This is a genomic window from Parazoarcus communis SWub3 = DSM 12120, assembly GCF_003226565.1.
GTDB lineage: Bacteria > Pseudomonadota > Gammaproteobacteria > Burkholderiales > Rhodocyclaceae > Parazoarcus > Parazoarcus communis.
The window spans coordinates 130,668-150,366 of sequence record NZ_QKOE01000004.1; the positions used below are offsets into that span (position 1 = coordinate 130,668).

The 19,699-nt window shown below is 64.2% G+C and carries 19 protein-coding genes; 10 read left to right on the top strand and 9 right to left on the bottom strand.

The annotated features are described in order from the left end of the window. Window positions 1-4: 4 nt before the first annotated feature. The 6 genes from DNK49_RS07645 (at window position 5) to DNK49_RS07670 (ending at window position 6,228) form a co-directional block, all read left to right on the top strand. Window positions 5-256 carry a MoaD/ThiS family protein gene (locus DNK49_RS07645; protein WP_110523749.1) on the top strand — a complete coding sequence of 84 codons (252 nt, stop codon included), beginning with the start codon at window positions 5-7 and terminating at the stop codon, window positions 254-256. A gap of 2 nt (window positions 257-258) precedes the next feature. Continuing rightward, window positions 259-567: a hypothetical protein gene (locus DNK49_RS07650; protein ID WP_110523750.1), complete on the top strand. Its 309-nt coding sequence runs from the start codon at window positions 259-261 to the stop codon at window positions 565-567. A 60-nt stretch (window positions 568-627) separates the two neighbouring features. Then, a complete protein-coding gene (locus tag DNK49_RS07655; RefSeq protein ID WP_110523751.1) occupies window positions 628-2,805 on the top strand; it encodes a TonB-dependent receptor family protein in 2,178 nt (725 codons plus the stop codon). A 108-nt stretch (window positions 2,806-2,913) separates the two neighbouring features. Then, window positions 2,914-3,618 carry an ABC transporter permease gene (locus DNK49_RS07660; RefSeq protein WP_110523752.1) on the top strand — a complete coding sequence of 235 codons (705 nt, stop codon included), beginning with the start codon at window positions 2,914-2,916 and terminating at the stop codon, window positions 3,616-3,618. Window positions 3,619-3,626: 8 nt separating this feature from the next. Continuing rightward, window positions 3,627-4,346, top strand: coding sequence for an ABC transporter ATP-binding protein (locus tag DNK49_RS07665; protein ID WP_110523753.1), 720 nt, complete (start codon window positions 3,627-3,629; stop codon window positions 4,344-4,346). A 217-nt stretch (window positions 4,347-4,563) separates the two neighbouring features. Continuing rightward, window positions 4,564-6,228: a methyl-accepting chemotaxis protein gene (locus DNK49_RS07670; protein ID WP_243632271.1), complete on the top strand. Its 1,665-nt coding sequence runs from the start codon at window positions 4,564-4,566 to the stop codon at window positions 6,226-6,228. 29 nt (window positions 6,229-6,257) lie between these two features. On the opposite strand, the gene moaC is transcribed toward DNK49_RS07670, so the two are convergent. Then, window positions 6,258-6,761: a cyclic pyranopterin monophosphate synthase MoaC gene (gene moaC / locus DNK49_RS07675; protein ID WP_110523755.1), complete on the bottom strand. Its 504-nt coding sequence runs from the start codon at window positions 6,759-6,761 to the stop codon at window positions 6,258-6,260. A 78-nt stretch (window positions 6,762-6,839) separates the two neighbouring features. On the opposite strand from moaC, the gene DNK49_RS07680 reads away from it, so the two are divergent. Next, window positions 6,840-8,273, top strand: coding sequence for a M48 family metalloprotease (locus DNK49_RS07680; protein WP_110523756.1), 1,434 nt, complete (start codon window positions 6,840-6,842; stop codon window positions 8,271-8,273). Window positions 8,274-8,373: 100 nt separating this feature from the next. Beyond that, on the top strand, window positions 8,374-8,604 hold the full coding sequence (locus DNK49_RS07685; protein WP_110523757.1) for a sulfurtransferase TusA family protein: 231 nt from the start codon (window positions 8,374-8,376) through the stop codon (window positions 8,602-8,604). Window positions 8,605-8,718: 114 nt separating this feature from the next. Here DNK49_RS07685 and DNK49_RS07690 read toward each other — a convergent pair whose 3' ends face one another. From DNK49_RS07690 to DNK49_RS07705, 4 genes are all read right to left on the bottom strand, one after another. Beyond that, window positions 8,719-11,694, bottom strand: a complete 2,976-nt coding sequence (locus DNK49_RS07690) for a valine--tRNA ligase (protein ID WP_110523758.1) — start codon at window positions 11,692-11,694, stop codon at window positions 8,719-8,721. An 86-nt stretch (window positions 11,695-11,780) separates the two neighbouring features. Further along, complete coding sequence (locus DNK49_RS07695) at window positions 11,781-12,299, bottom strand: hypothetical protein (protein WP_243632272.1); 519 nt, start codon at window positions 12,297-12,299, stop codon at window positions 11,781-11,783. Then, complete coding sequence (locus tag DNK49_RS07700; RefSeq protein WP_110523759.1) at window positions 12,296-12,733, bottom strand: DNA polymerase III subunit chi; 438 nt, start codon at window positions 12,731-12,733, stop codon at window positions 12,296-12,298. The genes DNK49_RS07695 and DNK49_RS07700 overlap by 4 nt, the downstream gene beginning before the upstream one ends. 5 nt (window positions 12,734-12,738) lie before the next feature. Continuing rightward, window positions 12,739-14,241, bottom strand: a complete 1,503-nt coding sequence (locus DNK49_RS07705; RefSeq protein ID WP_110523760.1) for a leucyl aminopeptidase — start codon at window positions 14,239-14,241, stop codon at window positions 12,739-12,741. Between the two features lie 122 nt (window positions 14,242-14,363). Between DNK49_RS07705 and lptF the strand changes: the two genes are divergently transcribed. Then, window positions 14,364-15,446 carry an LPS export ABC transporter permease LptF gene (lptF, locus tag DNK49_RS07710; protein ID WP_110523761.1) on the top strand — a complete coding sequence of 361 codons (1,083 nt, stop codon included), beginning with the start codon at window positions 14,364-14,366 and terminating at the stop codon, window positions 15,444-15,446. Continuing rightward, window positions 15,443-16,519 (top strand): LPS export ABC transporter permease LptG, encoded by a 1,077-nt coding sequence (gene lptG / locus DNK49_RS07715; protein WP_110523762.1) that lies wholly within the window; start codon window positions 15,443-15,445, stop codon window positions 16,517-16,519. The genes lptF and lptG overlap by 4 nt, the downstream gene beginning before the upstream one ends. Here the strand turns inward: lptG and DNK49_RS07720 are convergent. The 4 genes from DNK49_RS07720 to DNK49_RS07735 are packed head-to-tail and all read right to left on the bottom strand — an operon-like array spanning window position 16,498 to window position 19,659. Further along, window positions 16,498-17,286 carry an ABC transporter ATP-binding protein gene (locus tag DNK49_RS07720; RefSeq protein WP_110523763.1) on the bottom strand — a complete coding sequence of 263 codons (789 nt, stop codon included), beginning with the start codon at window positions 17,284-17,286 and terminating at the stop codon, window positions 16,498-16,500. The two genes, lptG and DNK49_RS07720, sit on opposite strands and share 22 nt — an antisense overlap. Further along, window positions 17,283-18,272: a FecCD family ABC transporter permease gene (locus DNK49_RS07725; protein WP_110523764.1), complete on the bottom strand. Its 990-nt coding sequence runs from the start codon at window positions 18,270-18,272 to the stop codon at window positions 17,283-17,285. Before DNK49_RS07725 ends, DNK49_RS07720 begins: the two co-directional genes overlap by 4 nt. Next, window positions 18,269-19,099, bottom strand: coding sequence for an ABC transporter substrate-binding protein (locus DNK49_RS07730; RefSeq protein WP_110523765.1), 831 nt, complete (start codon window positions 19,097-19,099; stop codon window positions 18,269-18,271). Before DNK49_RS07730 ends, DNK49_RS07725 begins: the two co-directional genes overlap by 4 nt. After that, the gene (locus DNK49_RS07735) at window positions 19,087-19,659 is read right to left on the bottom strand and encodes a DUF7676 family protein (protein WP_207806917.1); all 573 of its coding nucleotides are present in this window, start codon (window positions 19,657-19,659) and stop codon (window positions 19,087-19,089) included. The genes DNK49_RS07730 and DNK49_RS07735 overlap by 13 nt, the downstream gene beginning before the upstream one ends. Window positions 19,660-19,699 lie beyond the last annotated feature (40 nt).

Below are 19,699 nucleotides of genomic sequence, written 5' to 3' on the forward strand. Positions count from 1 at the left end.
CGGCATGCGCATTGCCTTCAAGCTGTTTGCGTCGCTGACAGACTATCTTCCCCCCGAGCGCAAGGGCAATCGCCTGGAGCTCGAGGTGGAGGAGGGCGTGACGGTGGCCGATCTGATTCATCGCTACAACGTGCCGGAGCGCAGTGCGCATCTGGTGCTGGTCAATGGCGTCTACATTCCGCCCGCCGAGCGTATCCGCCATCGCTTGAAGGATGCCGACGAGCTGGCGATCTGGCCACCGGTTGCCGGCGGCTGAACATGGCGTTCACCCCGCGGCCGGTGCCCGTTTGCTTCGAGCGGGTACTCAGCGCCACGCCGGCGCAGTTCGAGCGCGACCTGCGCCAGGCCTGGCCTGAGGTCAGCGGCAGCGCTGCAGCTGGGCGTCTTGCCATCGAGGTGGCGCCCATGCGACTTGAACTTGAGCTGAGGGTGCTGGCTTCGCGCAGGATTGCCTTGCTTGAACTGCCGCAACTCAAGGTCTGTTACGCCTTCCAGGGTGGAGACGAGTCCGCCCGCGCACGTCTTCTTGCCCGTCTGGACCTCGCCATGCAGAAGGGAGGCGGTTGAATACGGGCATGCTCCTTGCTAAATACTCTTCGCCAAATATAAATATGACGAGGAGACAAAATGCCTTTCAAGCCAACTTGCCTGGCCGCCGCCCTGATGTCGCCGCTTGCGCTGATGTCGACAGCACAGGCTGCTTCGAACGAGGCCGTGACGCTGACCGCGGTATCAGTCAGCGGCATCCTGCCGGACGATCTTGAAGCCGTGCCAGGTTCGTTTGCCGTTGTCGACGAGCGGACCTTGCGCGAGCGCCAACCCTTTTCGGTCAAGGAGGCGCTGCATGCCGTACCTGGTCTGCATATCGTGGATGAGGACAGCTTCGGCCTGGGGCTGAACATCGGTGTGCGCGGTCTCGATCCGCGCCGCACTTCGCGCACGCTGTTGATGGAGGACGGCATGCCGCTGTTCCTGGCGCCCTATGGCGACCCCTCCGCACATTACTCGACGCCGCTCGATCGAGTGCGCCGCATCGAAGTGGTGAAGGGGTCGGGGCAGGTGCTTTACGGCCCACAGACCATTGGCGGCATGATCAACTTCGTGACCCGCCCGGTGCCAACCGATGGCGTGGCCGGCAGTGTTACCGCAACGGTCGGCAATAACGCCTTCAACAGCCTGCATGCCAATATCGGGGTGGGGGGCGAGCGCGGCGGCATCATGCTGGATGCGTTGCAGAAGCAGGGCGATGGGGTGCGCGACAATCACGACTTCAAGATTCAGGAATACACCCTGAAGGGTCAGCTGAATGTCGCCGAAGGTCATACCCTGGTCGGCAAGGTGGGCTACTACCGCGAGGATTCAAACATCTCCGAAACCGGGCTTGGTGCGGTGGAGTGGCAGGAGGACAAGTTTCAGGCGCCAACCGGCAAGAACGACGAGTTCCGGCACGAGAGAACCAGCCTGCAACTGCAACACATCTTTGACATCAAGGAAGGCGTCAGGCTCAGCACTCAGCTCTATCACGCCCATGCCGAACGGGCCTCCTTCCGCCAGATCAACGAGCCAGGCGAAGCCGGCGGGCGTTCGCGGCTTGAGCGTTGCCCGGGTGGCGTGGACAACACCAATCTGGCCAATGCCGATCTCTGTGGTGGGCGCTGGCGGCCGCGGGAGTACTCTTACTGGGGCATCGAGCCGCGGCTGGATCTGAATCACCGCCTGTTCGGCATCGACAACGTTGCCGTGTTTGGCTTGCGCCATCACGAGGAAGACATCACCCGCAAGCAGTTCCGTGGCAATACGCCTGAATTCCAGAGTCTGGGCTATGCCAAATCTGCTGTGCTGCCGCGCGAGCACATCGAGATCGACGTTGAGGCCAGGTCCTACTATGCGCAGAACACCTTCTATCTGGGTGACTGGTCGCTGACCCCCGGCTTGCGTCTCGAGGAGGTCCGGATTCGCACCGACGTCCGCCGCGCCGACGGCGAGTCGCACTCAAACCCGGAAGCGAAACTGAACAACCGCTTCACCAAGTTGTTGCCCGGCATTGGGCTGGCCTGGAACGGGCTGGCCAATACCACGGTGTTTGCAGGCGTGCACAAGGGCTTTGCACCGCCGCGTCCGGATCGCGATATCGATGCTGACGGACCGGATTCGGCCGTGGTGTCCAAGACTCGCCCGGAAGAGAGCACCAACTGGGAGTTGGGGGTGCGTTCAAGCTACTTCCGCGGTGTGACGACCGAAGCGACCTTGTTCGATACCCGATTTGACGAGATCGTGATCGGTGGCGCAACGCCGGGCACCTTCGTCAATGGCGGCAAGTCGCGCCAGGCAGGTCTGGAACTGGCCGGACGGGTCGATTTCGGCAAGATTTTCGGCACTGCCCACAATGTGTACCTGACCGCGGCCTATACCAATCTGTTCACCGCCGAGTTCCGCAAGGATGATGCGGCTCAAGGCATCCGCAGTGGCAATCGCCTGCCCTATGCGCCCAAGCACCTGGCTTCGGTGTCGGCGGGTTATCAGCATCCGTCGGGTATCGATGCGCGTCTGGGCGTCGACCATGTCAGCCGCCAGTACTCCGATGGCGCCAACACCCGACAGGAAGATCTCTCCGGCATGGAGGGCACGATTCCCGCTTATACGCTGTTGAACGCTTCGGTAAGTTACACCCCGCCGGGTCGTGGCTACACCGTCTTCCTCAGCGGGCAGAACCTGGCCAACCGCGAATATCTGGTGAGCAGGGTGGATGGCAAGGTCGCTGGGCGCGAGCGGCAGATTTTCGGCGGCGTGCGGTACAGCTTCTGAGCTGAACGGGGCCTCCGTCACGGTTGAGGAGGCCCCGTTTCCTGGGGCAGGGGGGCAACATGCCCTCCCGCCGGGCAGGATGCGCCCGCTTCAGTTATCCTGCCGCCGATGTCGATGTTCACTTCCACCTTTACCGATGCCTTTGCACTGCTCGCCACCCTGGATGAACGGGTGGCGGAGATCGTCTGGCTGTCACTGAAGGTCAGCGGGGGCGCAGTGCTGCTTGGCACCCTGATCGGTTTGCCCTTGGGTGCCTGTCTGGCGGTGGGGCGCTTCCCTGGCAAGAATCTGGCCTCGGTACTGGTCAATGGTTTGATGGGGCTACCCTCGGTGGTGGTCGGGGTGGTGGTCTATTTGTTCCTCTCGCGCTCGGGACCCTTGGGCGGCTTCGGTTTGCTTTATACCCCAAGCGCGATGGTCATTGCCCAGACCTTGCTGGTGATTCCATTGATGGCGGCAATCGCCCGGCAGGTGGTCGAGGATGTATGGCAGCGCTACGCCGAAGAGCTGGCAGTGATGCGTTTCAACTGGTGGCAGAGCGTTACCACGCTGCTCTACGATTGCCGCTACTCGCTGCTGGTTGCCGTGCTTGCCGGGTTGGGGCGGGCGATGAGCGAGGTCGGCGCGGTCATGATCGTCGGTGGCAACATCGATCGTGCCACCCGGGTCATGACCACCGCAATCGCGCTGGAAACCAGCAAGGGCGATTTGCCGCTGGCCATCGCGCTGGGTATGGTGCTGGTGCTGATCATCCTGTTGCTCAATGCGCTGGCGTTTGCCTTGCGCCATTGGGCGATGCGGCGTTTCGGCTGAGGGCGAACATGTTTCCGATCCGCATCCAGGGTTTGAGCTTTGCGCCGCAGGACCGAGCTGTTCTCGATGGCGTCGATATGACGCTTGGGGACGAAGGGATCACCCTGATCCTGGGGCCCAATGGCGCGGGCAAGAGCGTACTGTTGCGCATTCTCTGCGGGCTGGTCGAGCCTTCCGCCGGTGAGGTGAGCTGGGGCGGTGGGGCACGGCCGGCGCGTGGCGTGATGATGGTGTTCCAGCATCCGATGATGCTGCGCGCCTCGGTGCTGGACAATGTGGCTCTGGGGCTGAAGCCGCTCGGTGTGGCCGTCGCGGAGCGCCGTCGTCGCGGTATGGCGGTGCTCGAGCGAATCGGTCTGGCCCATCGTGCGCGTGACAGCGCGCCGCAGTTGTCGGGTGGCGAAAAGCAGCGTCTGGCGCTTGCCCGCGCCTGGTTGACCCGGCCCCGACTGTTGCTGCTGGATGAACCCACGGCCAGTCTGGACCCTTCGGCCACCGCCGAGGTCGAGCGCATCATTCGTGAGATCCGTACCGACGGCACTCGCATCCTGATGGTCACCCACAACCTTGGCCAGGCCACACGACTGGGCGACGACATCGTCTTTCTGGCCGATGGCAGGGTCTGCGAGCATACCCTGACGCAGCGCTTCTTCTCGCGGCCGACCTCCAACGAGGCACGTCTGTTCATCCAGGGCGAGTTGCCGTGGAACCTCGGTTTCCGGAGCTGAGGCCGGACGGCCCACATCTATCCTAGGTTGTAGTGTTTCGGCAGCCCCGCGATGTTGCTTCGAAACGACAGTCGACTGAGCTTTGGCGTCAGGTTTGATCTAGTCCAGAAAAAGGCTTCACATACATGGCTAAAGTCATAATCGCGCAATGCCGATATGCATTGCGTGCGATGTCGTTTCTGCATCGAATAACTAACAAGAAAAGCCGGAGCTCGATATGAGTAGTCTGTTTTCCTCAATGAAGGTAGGGGTACGTCTGGGGGTGTTGCAGGGGGTGTTGCTGGCCTTCATGCTGGGCATTGGTTTGCTCGGTCTGTATGGCATGGCGTCTACCGTGGCCAGCCTGCAGCGCATGCATACGGAACAGCTGACGCCGGTGCAGCGCCTGAGCGACGTGCGAGGTGCGGTACAAGGCATCAATCTCGAGTTGCTGCGCGCACTGCAACATCAGCCCGGACACGCACTGGTGGCCTTGCACAACCATCCGACTTCGCTGCATCTGGAGCGGGTGGGCAAGCATGTCGACACCCTGACCCAGTCGTGGCAGGCCTATCAGGCCGGCCGCGCAATCGGTGCGGAGGAACGGGCCCTGATCGTGCAGTTCGATGACGCCCTGAAGGAAATCGTGCCGCTGGTGCGCGACACGACGGCGGCTCTGAGCCAGGACGATTTCTCGATGACGGTGCAGCGCCGTTTCATCGTCGAGGGGCAGGCGATGATGATGTCGCGCTTCGCCTTGCTGGACAAACTGGCAGAGTTGCAGCTCAAGTCTGGCGAGCAGCTGTCGCTGGACGTTGCGGGCGAGTACCGCAGCCAGCAGTGGTTGCTGGGCGGCTTGATCGTTGCCGCAGTGCTGTTGGGGTTTGCCGTGGGCGCCGGGGTATTGCGTTCCATCACCCGTCCGCTCGACGAGGCAGTGGCCATGGCCGAGACCATTGCCGAAGGACGGCTGGATCGGCAGATTCCGTTGAGCGGCGGCAAGGACGAACTCAGCCGGTTGGGTACGGCGCTTGGGGCCATGCAGGGCAATCTGCGTCAAGTCATCGGCGAACTGCAAAATGCTGCCGAACAGCTATCGACCTCGGCCTTGCAGCTGACGGGCTCGGCTGACAGCGTGGCGAATGCTTCGGGTCAGCAGAGCGAGGCCGCAGCGTCGATGGCTGCGTCGGTCGAGGAAGTGACGGTCAGCGTCAATCATGTTGCGGATTCGGCGCGCGAAGCAGCACGACTGGCGCAGGAGGCTGGCGACCAGAGCGAACAGGGCAGCACGGTGATCAATCGTGCGGTGACCGGTATGCGCTCGATTGCCGACAGCATCCAGTCGGCCACCACCCGGATGACCGAGCTGCGTGATCGTACCGGAGAGATCTCACGCGTGGTGGGCGTGATTCGCGAGGTTGCCGACCAGACCAATCTGCTGGCGCTCAATGCTGCCATCGAGGCGGCCCGGGCGGGCGAGCAGGGCCGCGGCTTTGCCGTGGTGGCCGACGAGGTCCGCAAGCTTGCCGAGCGTACCGCGGTATCCACCACCGAAATCAGCCAGTTGATCGGCACCATCCAGCACAGTGTCGGTGACGTGTCCGGGGTGATGGAGCACTGCGCCACCAGTGCGACTGATGGGGTTGAAGTGGCCAATCAGGCCGGCGAGGCCATTGTCCGCATCAATGCCAGTGCCCAGGCAGTCGACAGCGTGGTGGGTGACATCTCCAATGCGCTGCGCGAACAGGGTGCTGCCGCCAACGACATTGCCCGCAACGTCGAACGCATTGCCGAAATGGCCGAGCAGAACGCCGGTGTGGTGGAGCAGACATCCGTCGCCGCACACAACCTGCACGACATGGCCAAGCAGATCGATGGCATGTTGCGCCGGTTCAGGATGTAAGGGGACGCCCCTGCTTGGCAGGGGTGTCTTCAGGCTTGCGAGTCGGTGGCCGTCCAGTGCCCCGACTTGCCACCCTTTTTCTCCAGCAACTGGATGCCTTCGATGCGCATGCCGCGATCGACCGCCTTGCACATGTCGTAGATGGTGAGCAGGCCGGTGCTCACTGCAGTCAGCGCCTCCATCTCGACGCCGGTGCGGCCGACGGTTTCGGCGGTGACGGTGCAGCGGATGGCGCTGCTGGCCTCGTCACTGTCGAACTCGACCGCGACCCGGGTCAGCGGGATGGGGTGGCAGAGCGGAATCAGCTCGGAGGTGCGCTTGGAACCCTGGATGGCCGCGATGCGGGCGATGCCGAGCACGTCGCCCTTCTTGGCATTGCCTGACCGGATCATGGCAAAGGTTGCGGCTTCCATCAGGATGCGGCCGGTTGCAACGGCGACGCGGCGGGTTTCGGACTTGTCGCCGACGTCGACCATGTGGGCCTGGCCTTCGTGGTCGAAGTGGGTCAGTGTGGGGTTCAGCGAGTCGCTCATCTGGATTGGGGCCGCAAGGCTACATGTCGATACACCGGCGCGGGAACACACGCCACGGGGCAGGTATCATAGCACTCCATGATGCGACGATTCCTTGCCCTGCTGCTCAGCCTGACGCTGGCGTTTCCAGCGCAGGCCTTTGACCTGCCCGATCTCGGTGATGTGGCGGCGTCCGAGTTTTCGCCTGCACAGGAGCGGCGGATCGGTGCCGAGATCATCCGCGAGATTCGCTGGCGCGATGCCGCCTACCTGGATGATCTGGAGGTCGAGGAATACGTCAACCGGTTGGGCAGGCGCCTGGTCGCAGTCAGCAACAACCCGCAGCAGTCCTTCGACTTCTTCGTGGTCAAGGATGCCACGCTCAATGCGTTTGCATTGCCGGGCGGGTATATCGGTGTGCATACCGGCCTGATCCTGGCCGCCGAGTCCGAGTCCGAACTCGCTTCGGTGCTGGGTCATGAAATCGCCCATGTCACCCAGCGTCATATTGCGCAGATCGTCGGCAAGCAGAGTCAGGCCGGCATGCTGATGCTGGCCTCCTTGCTGGTGGCCATCCTGGCTGCGCGCAGCAACTCGCAGGTCAGCGAAGCGGCGATTGCAGCCGGACAGGCCGGGGCGCTGCAATCGCAGCTGGGGTATTCGCGCGATTTCGAGCGCGAGGCCGACCGGGTGGGCCTGCAGACGCTGGATCAGGCCGGGTTCGACGTACGCGGCATGCCGTCTTTTTTTGAACGCCTGCAGCGCGCAGGGCGTTTGTATGAGAACAACGCGCCGGCCTATCTCCGGACCCACCCGCTGACCACTGAACGTATTGCCGACATGGAGAACCGGGCGGCGTCGATGCGATATCGCCAGGTACTGGATTCCGCGGATTTCGGCTACGTTCGTGCCAAGCTGCGCGTACTTGCCGTACCGCCCGTCGATGCCGTGCGTGATTTTGAAGAGCGTGCTGCACGCATGCCGGATGATGCCGCTACCCGCTACGGCCTGGCTCGCGCCTTGCTGCGTGCCGGGCGCCTTGACGAAGCCAAGGTTCGCATTGACCAACTGCGGCGCAGTGCCGAGCCGTCACCGTTTGTGGATACACTGTCGGCCGAGTTGGCCATGGCACGCCGGGACTACCGTTCTGCGCTGGCGCAGCTGGAAGGCGCGGTCAAGCGTTTCCCCGCGAGCCAGAGCCTGCGCTATGCGCTTGCCGATGCGCAGATCATTGGCGGGCAGCCGGTGCTGGCTGCAGAGGGCGTGCGTCAGGCCTTGCAGACCCGGGGTGAGGATATCCGCTTGTGGCAGCTGCTGTCGCGCGCCAATGCGGCATTGGGCAAGCGTACTGCCCAGCACCGCGCTCAGGCCGAAGTCTATGCCCTGCAGGGCGGTTATCGTGCCGCGGTGGAACAGCTCGAGATTGCGCGCAAGGCGGGCGATGGCGACTTTTATGATTTGTCGGCCGTCGATGCGCGCCTGCGCGAGATGCGGGCGCTGGTGCGCGAAGAACTACGCGAGCGCGGGATGTGAGCGGTGCCTGGGGGTGATGTGGCTTGCGATACCGGGAACATCGTCCTGACCTGAGTTAGAATCCGCAGGTTTGCACAAATAGATACCGAGGGACGAAACAATGGAGTTCGACAAGGAAGTGGATGCCCGCGGGCTGAATTGCCCGTTGCCGATCCTGCGTGCCAAGAAGGCGCTGGCCGAGGTCAAGCCGGGCCAGATCGTGCGTGTGGTGGCAACGGATCCGGGCGCGGTGAAGGATTTTCAGGCCTTTGCCAAGCAGACCGGTAACGAGCTGGTGCAGCAGGGCGAGACGGCGGACAAGGCCTTCGAGTTCTTCATGAAGCGCAAGTAAGCCGGCATTTGCCGACCTTGCCATGCAAAAAGGGCCGCGATGCGGCCCTTTTTGCATGGTGCCGCGCCCGTGGCCGCGCCCGTGGCCGCGCCCGTGGCCGGGCGCGACTGCCGTTCAGCGTCCGGCCAGCTTGGCCAGCTGCGGGCGGAGTTGCTCCAGCGTGGCCTTGAAACCGGCCAGACGGTCGCGTTCCTGCTGCACCACGGCAGCAGGCGCGCGATCGACGAAGCTGGCGTTGCCCAGCTTGCCTTCGGCCTTGCCGATCTCGCCTTCCAGGCGGGTGATCTCCTTGTTCAGACGTTCGCGCTCGGCTGCGACATCGATTTCGACCTTCAGCATCAGTCGGGTTTCGCCCGCGACGGCCACCGGGGCCAGCTCGTCGGCGCCGATCTCGGCCACGACCTGTACGTCCGACAGCTTGGCCAGGCCGGCCAGGTAGGGCGCGTAGCCGGTGAGGCTGTCGGCATCGCCTGCGGCCACCAGGGGCAGGCGCTGGGCGGGGGAGATGTTCATCTCGCCGCGCAGGTTGCGGCAGGCGTATACCAGGGCCTTGAGCTCGGCGACCCTGGACTCGGCGTCTTCGTCGATGCGGCTCATGTCGGCTTGCGGGTAGGCTGCCAGCATCAGGCTGTCGCAGTCCTTGCGGGCGGCCAGCGGTGCGACCGTGTCCCACAGCTCTTCGGTGATGAAGGGGATCAGCGGGTGGGCCAGACGCAGTACGGTCTCGAGCACGCGCAGCAGGGTGCGGCGCGTGGCGCGCTGCTGTTCCGGCGTGCCGGTCTGGATCTGTACCTTGGCCAGTTCGAGGTACCAGTCGCAGTATTCGTCCCAGACGAACTCATAGACCGTACGTGCGACCATGTCGAAGCGGTAGGCCTCGAACTGCGCGGCTACCTCGGCTTCGGTGCGCTGCAGGCGCGACACGATCCAGCGGTCGGCAAACGAGAAAACTGTTGACCTAAGCCTATCAGCGGCTGTTTCTGCAACCTCGTCGGGAACAACTCCGCAATCCTGGCCTTCACAGTTCATCAACACGAAGCGGGTCGCATTCCACAGCTTGTTGCAGAAGTTGCGGTAGCCCTCGCAGCGTGCCAGGTCGAACTTGATGTCGCGGCCCGGGCTGGCAAGGCTGGCGAAGGTGAAACGCAGCGCGTCGGTACCGAAGGCAGGGATGCCTTCGGGGAATTCCTTGCGCGTCTTCTTCTCGATGCTCTGCGCCTGCTTGGGATTCATCAGGCCGAAGGTGCGCTTCTTGACCAGTTCGTCGATGTCGATGCCGTCGATCAGGTCGATCGGGTCGAGCACATTGCCCTTGGATTTGGACATCTTCTGGCCTTCCGCGTCGCGGATCAGACCGTGCACATAGACGTGCCTGAACGGAATCTTGCCGGTGATGTGCTTGGTCATCATCACCATGCGCGCAACCCAGAAGAAGATGATGTCGAAACCGGTCACCAGCACGGTGGAGGGCAGGTAGAGGTCCAGTGCGTCGTTGCTCCTTGCCGGCCACTCGGGCGTCCAGTCCAGGGTGGAGAAAGGCCACAGGGCGGACGAGTACCAGGTGTCGAGCACGTCTTCGTCACGCCGCAGGCCCTTGCTGCGCAGGTCGGAGGCAAGCATGCGGATGTTACCGGCTTCGTCGTGGCGGCCCTGCTGTTCGGCGTGGTGGGCATTGTCTTCGAGTTCGGCAAGGCGGACTTCGAACTGCGCCAGCGCATCGGCTTCGGAGGCCGCAACGTAGACGTTCTCGAGTGCGTCATACCAGGCCGGGATGCGGTGCCCCCACCACAGCTGACGCGAGATGCACCAGTCCTGGATGTTGTTGAGCCACTGATTGTAGGTGTTGACCCAGTTCTCCGGATAGAACTTGATCTCGCCGGAGGCGACCACCTCCAGTGCCTTTTCGGTAATGCTCTTGCCGTCCGTGCCGGGCTTGCTCATGGCAACGAACCACTGATCGGTGAGCATGGGCTCGATGACCACGTTGGTGCGGTCGCCACGCGGCACCTGCAGCTTATGCGGCTTGATTTCGACCAGTGCGGCTTCAGCCTCCAGTCGCGCCACGACGGCATTGCGGGCATCGACGCGATCCAGCCCGGCCAGGTCTGCGGGCAGGGGCTGGGCGGACTTGGCGTGGCCGTCGCTGCTGTAGCACTCGGCCTGGGCCGGGATGCTGCCGTCCAGCTTGAGGATGACGATCATGTCCAGCTTGTGGCGCTGGCCCACGGCGTAGTCGTTGAAGTCGTGCGCGGGGGTTACCTTGACGCAGCCGGTGCCGAACTCACGGTCGACGTAGTCGTCGGCGATGATCGGAATGTCGCGGCCGACGATGGGCAGACGGACGGTCTTGCCAATCAGGTGGGCGTAGCGCTCGTCCTCGGGGTGCACCATCACCGCAACGTCGCCGAGCATGGTTTCGGGGCGGGTGGTGGCCACGGTAAGGCCGGTGAGGCCGTTGATCGGGCCTTCGCTGAAGGGGTAGAGAATGTGGTAAAGCTTGCCGTCCTCCTCTTCGGACACCACTTCGAGGTCAGAGACTGCGGTACCCAGCTTCGGGTCCCAGTTGACCAGGCGCTTGCCGCGGTAGATCAGGCCTTCGTTGAACAGGCGGACGAAGGTTTCGGTGACGGTCTGCGACAGGCCCTCATCCATGGTGAATCGCTCGCGCTTCCAGTCGGGGCTGGTGCCCATGCGGCGCATCTGGCGGGTGATGGTGCCGCCGGAATACTCTTTCCACTCCCACACCTTTTCCAGAAACTTCTCGCGGCCGAGGTCATGGCGGCTGACGCCCTGGGCATCGAGCTGACGCTCGACCACGATCTGCGTGGCGATGCCGGCATGGTCGGTGCCGGGCTGCCACAGCGTGTTGTAACCCCGCATGCGGTGGTAGCGGGTAAGCGCGTCCATGATGGTCTGGTTGAAACCGTGCCCCATGTGCAGCGTGCCGGTGACGTTGGGCGGCGGCAGCAGGATGCAGAAGGCGTTGGGGTTGGACGTGTCGAGGCCGGCATCGAAGTAGCCGCGGGACTCCCACTCGGGATAACGACGGGCCTCGATGGCCGCCGGCTCGAAACTCTTGGCCAGTTCCATGGTATGTACGGACGCTTGAAGGAAAGGGCGGGATTATAGCGGATGGAAGCCAGCCGCCGTGGAGGAAGGCAGGGATTCGGCGCCGCTCAGCGCTCGAGTTCGTCCAGCCGGCTGGCGATGTGGTTCGACAGGGTCGGCAGCAGTGTTGCGCGCAGGTGGGCAAGGGTTTCGATGCGCAGGCGCTCGCTCAGGCTGTCGAGCTCGCGCGATAGCAGTTGCGGTAGTTCGTTGCTCAGCCAGGTCTCGACCTCGCGCGCGATCAGGGTGTCGATCTCGACCAGGTGTTCGACCAGACGGGCGTGGTGCTGGCCGGACGGGTCGGCGACGCCCGTCTGTGGCACGGGCGCCGGGGCAAGGCTGTCCTGCAACACCGGAATCTCGTCACCGAAGTCTTCCACCACCTCGGTCAGGATGGGGATGTCGTCTTCGTCAGCATTGGCGTCAAGGTCGGGCAGGTGCTCGGTCGGCAGCGGATCGGCAGCGCGGTGGCGCCATAGCAGTGCGTTGGCCTTGTCGATGAGGTCGTCGGCAAGCTCCAGCTCGGGGGCGGCATCCGGCAGGGCATCACGGTGCCCGTCGTGCTGTCGGTTGGGCCAGTCGCTCATAGTGCAGTCCTGGTTTCGGTATCGAATGCCTTGAGCGGAAAGCCGCGGGCCTTGTACTGCATCCAGCGCGTGCGTGCGGGCAGCTTTTCGGCTTCGCTGCGGCCGATGATCTCGACCACGGTGCGGAACTGCTCGACCTCGGGCGGGATGTCCTCTGCCAGATTGAACAGCAGGTCGGTATGCGCCCAGCGGATGCCGGCTTCTGCAGTACCGATCAGCACCGGCGTCTCGGCCGCCAGCGGTGAATCGACTGCGACATGCGGGATGAAGGACAGGGGCGCAGCGGTCCACAACATCTGGTCCAGGCGGCGAGCCTGGGCTGCGTCGGCCAGGCGGATCGCGATGTGACGGCCGCCGGCCTGTGCATTGGCGACCAGCTCGCAGGTCAGCGCGAGCCGGTCCGCCGTGTTGTGGTAGAACTGCACCCGCGGCACCGTGCCTAGTCCTCGCGGCCGTCCGCCCGCCCGGCCAGGAACTCGGCCAGCAGCGGCACGGGGCGGCCGGTCGCGCCCTTGGCGTCACCCGATACCCAGGCGGTGCCGGCGATGTCAAGGTGGGCCCACTTGTAAGCCTTGGTGAAGCGGGCCAGGAAGCAGGCAGCGGTGATGGTGCCGCCGTAGCGCCCACCGATATTCCCCATGTCGGCAAAGTTGCTCTTGAGCAGGTCCTGATACTCTTCCCACAGCGGCAACTGCCAGGCGCGGTCGCCGGATTCGGTGCCGCGGCGCAGCAGTTCGGCCGCCAGCTCGTCATCGTTGGCAAGCAGGCCGCTCGGAATCTTGCCGAGTGCGACCACGCAGGCGCCGGTCAGGGTGGCGATGTCGATCACGCACTCGGGTTTGAAGCGTTCCGCGTAGGTCAGTGCATCGCACAGGATCAGACGGCCTTCGGCATCGGTGTTGAGGATCTCGATGGTCTGGCCGGACATCGAGGTCACCACGTCGCCAGGGCGGGTGGCATTGCCGCCAGGCATGTTTTCGGTGGCGGGGACGATGCCGACGACGTTGATCGGTAGTGCCATGCGGGCAAGGGCCTTGAACGTGCCGATGACGCTGGCCGCACCACACATGTCGTACTTCATCTCGTCCATTTCGGCACCCGGCTTCAGCGAGATGCCGCCGGAGTCGAAGGTGATGCCCTTGCCAACCAGCACGATGGGCCTGGCTTTGGCCTTGCCGCCCTTGTAGTGCATGACGATGAATTTGGGCGGCAGGTGCGAGCCCTTGGCAACCGACAGCAGCGAGCCCATGCCGAGCTTTTCCATGTCGGCACGCTCGAGTACTTCGACGTCGAACTTGAACTGCTTGCCCAGGGTTTTTGCGGTGTCGGCAAGGTAGGCCGGGGTGCACACATTGCCCGGCAGGTTGCCAAGATCCTTTGCCAGCGCCATGCCTTCGGCCGTCGCCTGGCCACGGCGTACCGCGGCTTCGAGTTCGGCATGAACCTTGTCGGCGATGATCAGGGTCAGCTTGCGTGCACCTTTGTCCTTCCTGTCGCTCTTGGCTGCTGCTCGCGGGGCGTCGAAACGGTATGCGGCATCGGCCAGCAGGCGGGTGGCCTGTTGCAGGCGCCAGGCCAGCGAGCGCTTGGGCAGTTCGACGTCGGCCAGGGTGATGGCGGCATCCTTGGCAACCCCGCCGGCCAGGACCTTGCCGGTGCTGGCGAGTGCGTCGCGATAGGCCTTGTCGCCAAAATCGGCCGCCTTGCCCAGGCTGACCACCAGCACGCGCTCGGCCACCGTGCCTGCCAGCTCATGCAGCATCAGCGTGGCCCCGGCCTTGTCGTCGAGGTCGCCGCGCCTGAGCAACTGTGTCAGCTTGCCCTTGGCCGCTTTGTCGATGGCCTGTGCGGCGGGGGTCAGGGTGGCGTCGGCAAACACGCCGACAACGAGAACGGCCGCCCGGACTTTTTCCGGGGAGCTGGTCTTTATGGTAAATTCCACGGGCTTGCTCCTGGGGGATGACGAGATGTCGCGATCAAGGCTGATTATGGGCCTTTGCCGGTGAAGCCGTCAAAACCGCCTGGCAAGCGCTATCCCAAAACGCATAACGGTTCCTTGTTGCGATGATCTTTCGCCGCGCACTCCTGCGGGAATTCACCCACGCGGCCGCAGCGGTGTTCGTTGCGCTGTTCGCCGTCCTGATCACCACGGTGCTGATCCGCCTGCTCGGCCAGGCTGCGGGTGGGCGCGTGCCGGCCGATGCAGTGCTGGCGCTGATCGGGTTCGGCGCACTGACCGAACTGCCCATCGTGCTGACGCTGACGGTCTTCATCGCAGTGCTGCTGTCACTGTCGCGCAGCTACCGCGATTCAGAGATGGTGGTGTGGTTCGCCTCCGGGGTGCCCCTGACGGCGTGGATCGGACCCGTGCTGCGCTTTGCCGTGCCGCTGGCGCTGGTGATCGCCGGAGTAACCCTGTTTCTGGGGCCATGGGCACAATTGAAGAATGCCGAATATCGTGAGCGCCTGGACAGCCGCGACGACACCCAGCGTGTTGCACCGGGCGTCTTTCGTGAATCCGCAGGCGCTCGCCGGGTGTTTTTTGTCGAAGTGGGTGCCGGTGAGGATGGGCGTGTGCGCAATGTCTTCGTCAGCGAGCAGAACGAAGGCAAGCTGACCGTGATCGCGGCGGCAGAGGGCTTCCTGCAAAGCGATGCGCAAGGTAACCGTTATGTCGTCCTCGAGCAGGGGCGGCGTTACGACGGTGAGCCGGGCACGCCCGCCTACCGGGTGATGAGTTTCGAGCGCTATCAGGTGCAGATCGAGCAGCCGCAATCGGCCAGTGCACTGGCCTCCAAGACACGCACCAAGCCTACCCTAGAGTTGCTGCATAATCCGGACGCGCGCAACCTGGGCGAACTGGTCGGGCGTATCGGCATGCCGCTTGCGGCCTTGCTGCTGGCTTTGCTGGCGATTCCGCTGTCTTTCGTCAATCCGCGGGCCGGCCGTACCAATAACCTGTTGATTGCGGTGCTGACTTACCTTGTTTATAGCAATGCGATCACCATCTGCCAGGCCTGGGTGGCGCAGGAGCGCATGCCTTTCGTGCTGGCGCTGCTGCTGCCGCACCTGGTGGTGATCGTCGCGATGGGGTTGATGTTCTACACGCGACTTGCGGTGTCTCCGTTCTGGAGGGCGCGCGCATGAGCCGTATCCTGATGCGCTACCTGGCGCGCGAGATCTTCGGGGCCACCGCCACGGTGCTGCTGGCCTTCCTTGGCCTGTTTGCCTTCTTCGACTTCGTGAACGAACTCGATAGCGTGGGCAAGGACGGCTATCAGCTGCATCAGGCACTGATCTATGTCGCGATGATCCTGCCTGGGCGGGTGTATGAGTTGTTGCCGATTGCGGTGCTGATCGGCTCGCTGTACGCGCTGACCACGCTCGCTCGTCACTCCGAGATTACCGTGATGCGGGCCTCAGGCCTGTCCACCTGGGTGATGCTGCGCTCCTTGTGCCTGATTGGCAGTGTGTTCGTGGTACTCACCTTCGTGTTTGGGGAATACATCGCACCACCAGCCGAGCGTGCGGCACAGCAATGGCGACTGACGGCAACCAGCTCCACGGTGTCGCAGCAGTTGCGCTCGGGCTTGTGGGTGAAGGATGGGCCGATGGTGGTCAATGTCCGCACCTTGCAGCCGGATCGCACCATGGAAGGCGTGCGCATCTACACCTTTGACGAGACCTATGCACTTGAGTCGCTGGGCGAGGCAGCGCGTGGTGAGTATGTCGAGGGTGGATACTGGCGCCTGACCGATGTCGTGCGTACGCGCTTCCATGCCGATCGCACCGAGATCGAGCGCCTGCCTGAACTTGCCTGGCGCTCGGAGCTGACGCCGGAGGTACTGAGCGTGCTGATGGTGGTGCCTGAGCGTATGTCGGTTGCAACGCTCTGGGCTTACATCAGGCACTTGCGCGACAACAGTCAGGATTCCGGGCGCTATGAGATCGCCCTGTGGAAGAAGTTGATCTACCCCTTCGCCGCACTGGTGATGATTGCACTGGCGCTGCCATTTGGTTTTACCCACGACCGCATGGGTGGGGTCAGCGTCAAGGTCTTCCTGGGCGTCATGCTCGGGGTGGGGTTCCATCTGCTGAATGGCCTGTTCTCCAACCTTGGTGCCATCAATGCATGGACACCGGCCTTGTCTGCCGTGACCCCCAGCCTGATCTTCCTGGCTGCTGCCGCTATCATGCTCTACATGGTCGAACGACGCTGAGGCGCTTGCGGCGTCAGTTGCCAGGGCAGCGGCAACTCGCTGCCTTCGAGCTGAAAGCGTGCGGCGCAGATGCCGAACGCCTGGGTCAGCATGGTGTCGGACAAGACCTCGGCCGGCGTACCGGTCGCCAGCATCCGCCCTTCGTGCAGCAAGACCAGCCGGGTGCAGAATCGTGCCGCAAGCGGCAGATCATGCAGCACCACGCCCACGGCCATGCCCGCGCCAGCCTGAGCGCGCAGCAGCGCCATGATGCGGAGTTGATGGGCAGGATCCAGTGCGGCGAGCGGTTCGTCCGCCAGCAGCACGGCGGGACCAACAGCCAATGCACGCGCCAGCATCGTGCGTGCCCGTTCGCCGCCCGACAGGCTGAGGACATTGCGCCCAGCCAGGTGTGACAGGTCGGCCGCCTCCAGTGCGTCGTCAATGGCCGCGGTATTGCGGTCTCCCGGACCGTGGGGCAAGCGGCCGAGCGCCACCGTTTCGCGCACGCTCAAGGGCCAGTGGGCGACGTGGCCTTGTGCGAGATAGGCAAGCAGACGTGCGCGTCGCTCAGGCGCAAAGGTGCGCAGCGCCTGGCCGGCCAGCGTGATCTGGCCCGCAGTGGGGGCAAGCAGGCCGATCAGGGCCTTGAACAGGGTGGATTTGCCGGCTCCGTTGGCGCCGACGATGCCGATCAGCTCACCACGCCGGACGGCAAAGTCGATGTTGTCCAGCAGGACGCGGTCGCGTAGTTCGATGCGCAAGCCTGAACAGGCAATGGCGGTCATGCAGCCTCCTGGCGGGTGCGCAGGATCAGCGCGAGAAAGAAGGGCGCTCCGACCAATGCGGTCAGCACGCCGAGCTTCAGTTCCGGGCCGGTGTTGTGGAGCAGGCGTACCGCCAGATCGGCCGCAGTCAGCAATGCCGCGCCGGCGAGTGCGGAAAGTGGCAGCAGCCGGGCAGGGTCGCCTCCGGCAAGCGGGCGCATCAGGTGAGGGGCGACGAGACCGATGAAGCCGATGCTGCCCGAAACCGAAACCGCCGCACCGACCGCTAGTGCGCTGCCGATGAGGACGCGCACACGCAGCCTTGCAAGGTCGACGCCGAGCGAGTGCGCGGTCTCCTCGCCCAGTGTCAGTGCCCGCAGACCTCGCCCGCAACCCAGCAGCAGCAAGGCGCCGAGCGCGATGAAAGGTAGCGCGAGTTCGACATCATGGCTGCTGCGGTCCGCCAGCGAGCCCAGCATCCAGAACACGATTTCGCTCAGCGCAGTGGGGTTGGGTGACCAGTTCAGCACCAGCGAGATCAGCGCACCGCACAGTGAGGACACCGCGACACCGGCCAGAATCAGTGTCGTGGTGCCAGTACGGCGTCCGGCCAGCGCAAATACGACGCCGATTGCGATCGCGGTTCCGGTGAAACCAGCGAGGGGCAAGGCCAGATAGAAAGTGTCGGCAAAGCCGGTATAGAGCGCCAGTACCGCCCCGAGTGCGGCACCGCCGGACACGCCGAGCAGCCCCGGCTCGGCAAGCGGGTTGCGTAGCAAGCCCTGCATTGCGGCCCCGGTCAGCCCCAGCGCTGAACCCACCGCAAGACACAGGATCGTGCGTGGCAGGCGGATGTCGATCAGGATGCGTTGCGGAATCGGCTCGCCGCTCAGTGCGCCGTGGAGCAGGTGTTGTGGGCTCATGTCCACGTACCCGGTGAAGAGTGAGCTGGCTGCCAGGCTCAGCAGCAGTCCGAACAGGGCCGGTGGGGCAAGGCGACAGGTCATGGGCGGGCCCCTCTGACCCGCAGTTGCTCGGCGGCATCCAGGTTCCACGGGCCGCCGCAGATGGTCTGACGGGCGGGCAGCACGAGTTCGCGCGCGCCCATTCCGGCAATGGCCGGGTGACGCAGCAGACGATTGCCAAGTGTCGGCCCCCCTTGCCGGCGATCGCTGCCGACCAGGTTGGCCGGGCCGTGCTCGACGAGTTTTTCCAGCGGCAGGGGGCCGTAGCCTGCCAGGCCGCTGCGGGCTGCACCATTCAGGTGACCGGCCGCGCTGAAGATGTCGTCGTACAGCGTGCCCGAGCCGGCGCTGTAGCCGCCTGATACAAACTGCGTGGTCACCGGGCGAGGTTCGTGGTGGGTGGCCTTGAGCTGGGCCAGGCGGGTTTCGAAGGCGTCAATGACCTGTTCGCCACGGGCTTGCTCGCCAACTGCCTCTGCGACGATGCGGATCTCGTGTGCGACCTCGTCAAAGCTGCGCGCGCCTGGCACGGCGAGCACCGGGATGCCGAAGCGGCGAAGCAGCGCGGTGGTGTGCCGTGTCGTGTAGGTGCCGACCAGGACCAGATCGGGCGCGAGCGCGAGCACCTCCTCGGCGTTGCCGCGTGCAGTGGGCAGGCCGCGCGCGGCGTCATGCATCGCCATGCTGAACGGATCCTGGCTCAGGAATGACAGCGCAACGATACGCTCGCGTTCGACCAGTTGCAGCAGGATCTGGTCGGTGCACAGGTTCAGCGAGACGATGCGTTGCGGCGCTGCGCTGGCGGTGGAGATCAGCAGGCCAAGGCACAGGCCGGCACTCAGGCGCCACATCGCGTTCAGCCGCCGCATACCAGGCCGCTGCCGCTACGATCGAGTGGGTCGGGCGGGAGCGCCAGGTAATTTTCGCGCAGATAATCCCATGCGGCCAGACGTGACCAGTCCGGTGCCGAAGCCAGACGGCCGTCGCTGCCAAGGAAGGGGTTGGGCAGGAACACCGTCATCTGCTGGTGGCCCGCTACCGTGAACAGGCGCAGCCCCCAGGATTTTGGCGCGCCGTCGCGGCCCAGCACGCGGTAAAGCTCGGCGCGCCCGGTACGGCGTTGCGCGGCGTCCTGCGGGCTGGCGCCGCTGAAATGGCCAATGCACAGGTGAAAATGCCATGCCCCGAAATCGACGGTGGCATAGCCGTCCAGCAGGCTGACCTTGACAGGGGCGTTGGGGGCGCGGATTTCCCATACCGCGCCGGGCACCAGCGTGCCAAAGTGAATATCCTGCCAGTATTGCTGGAAGACCTCTTTCAGCAGCAGCCACAAGGTGTCTTCGTCGGTCGGCAGCGGCCAGCACTGCACGCGGCCGAGGCCGGGTTCGTCGATTGCCGGCGGTGTGGCGGTGGGGGTGATGTCAGTCATGGGGGTTCCTTGAAGTGGCGCGAGGCAAGCCCGCGCCAGG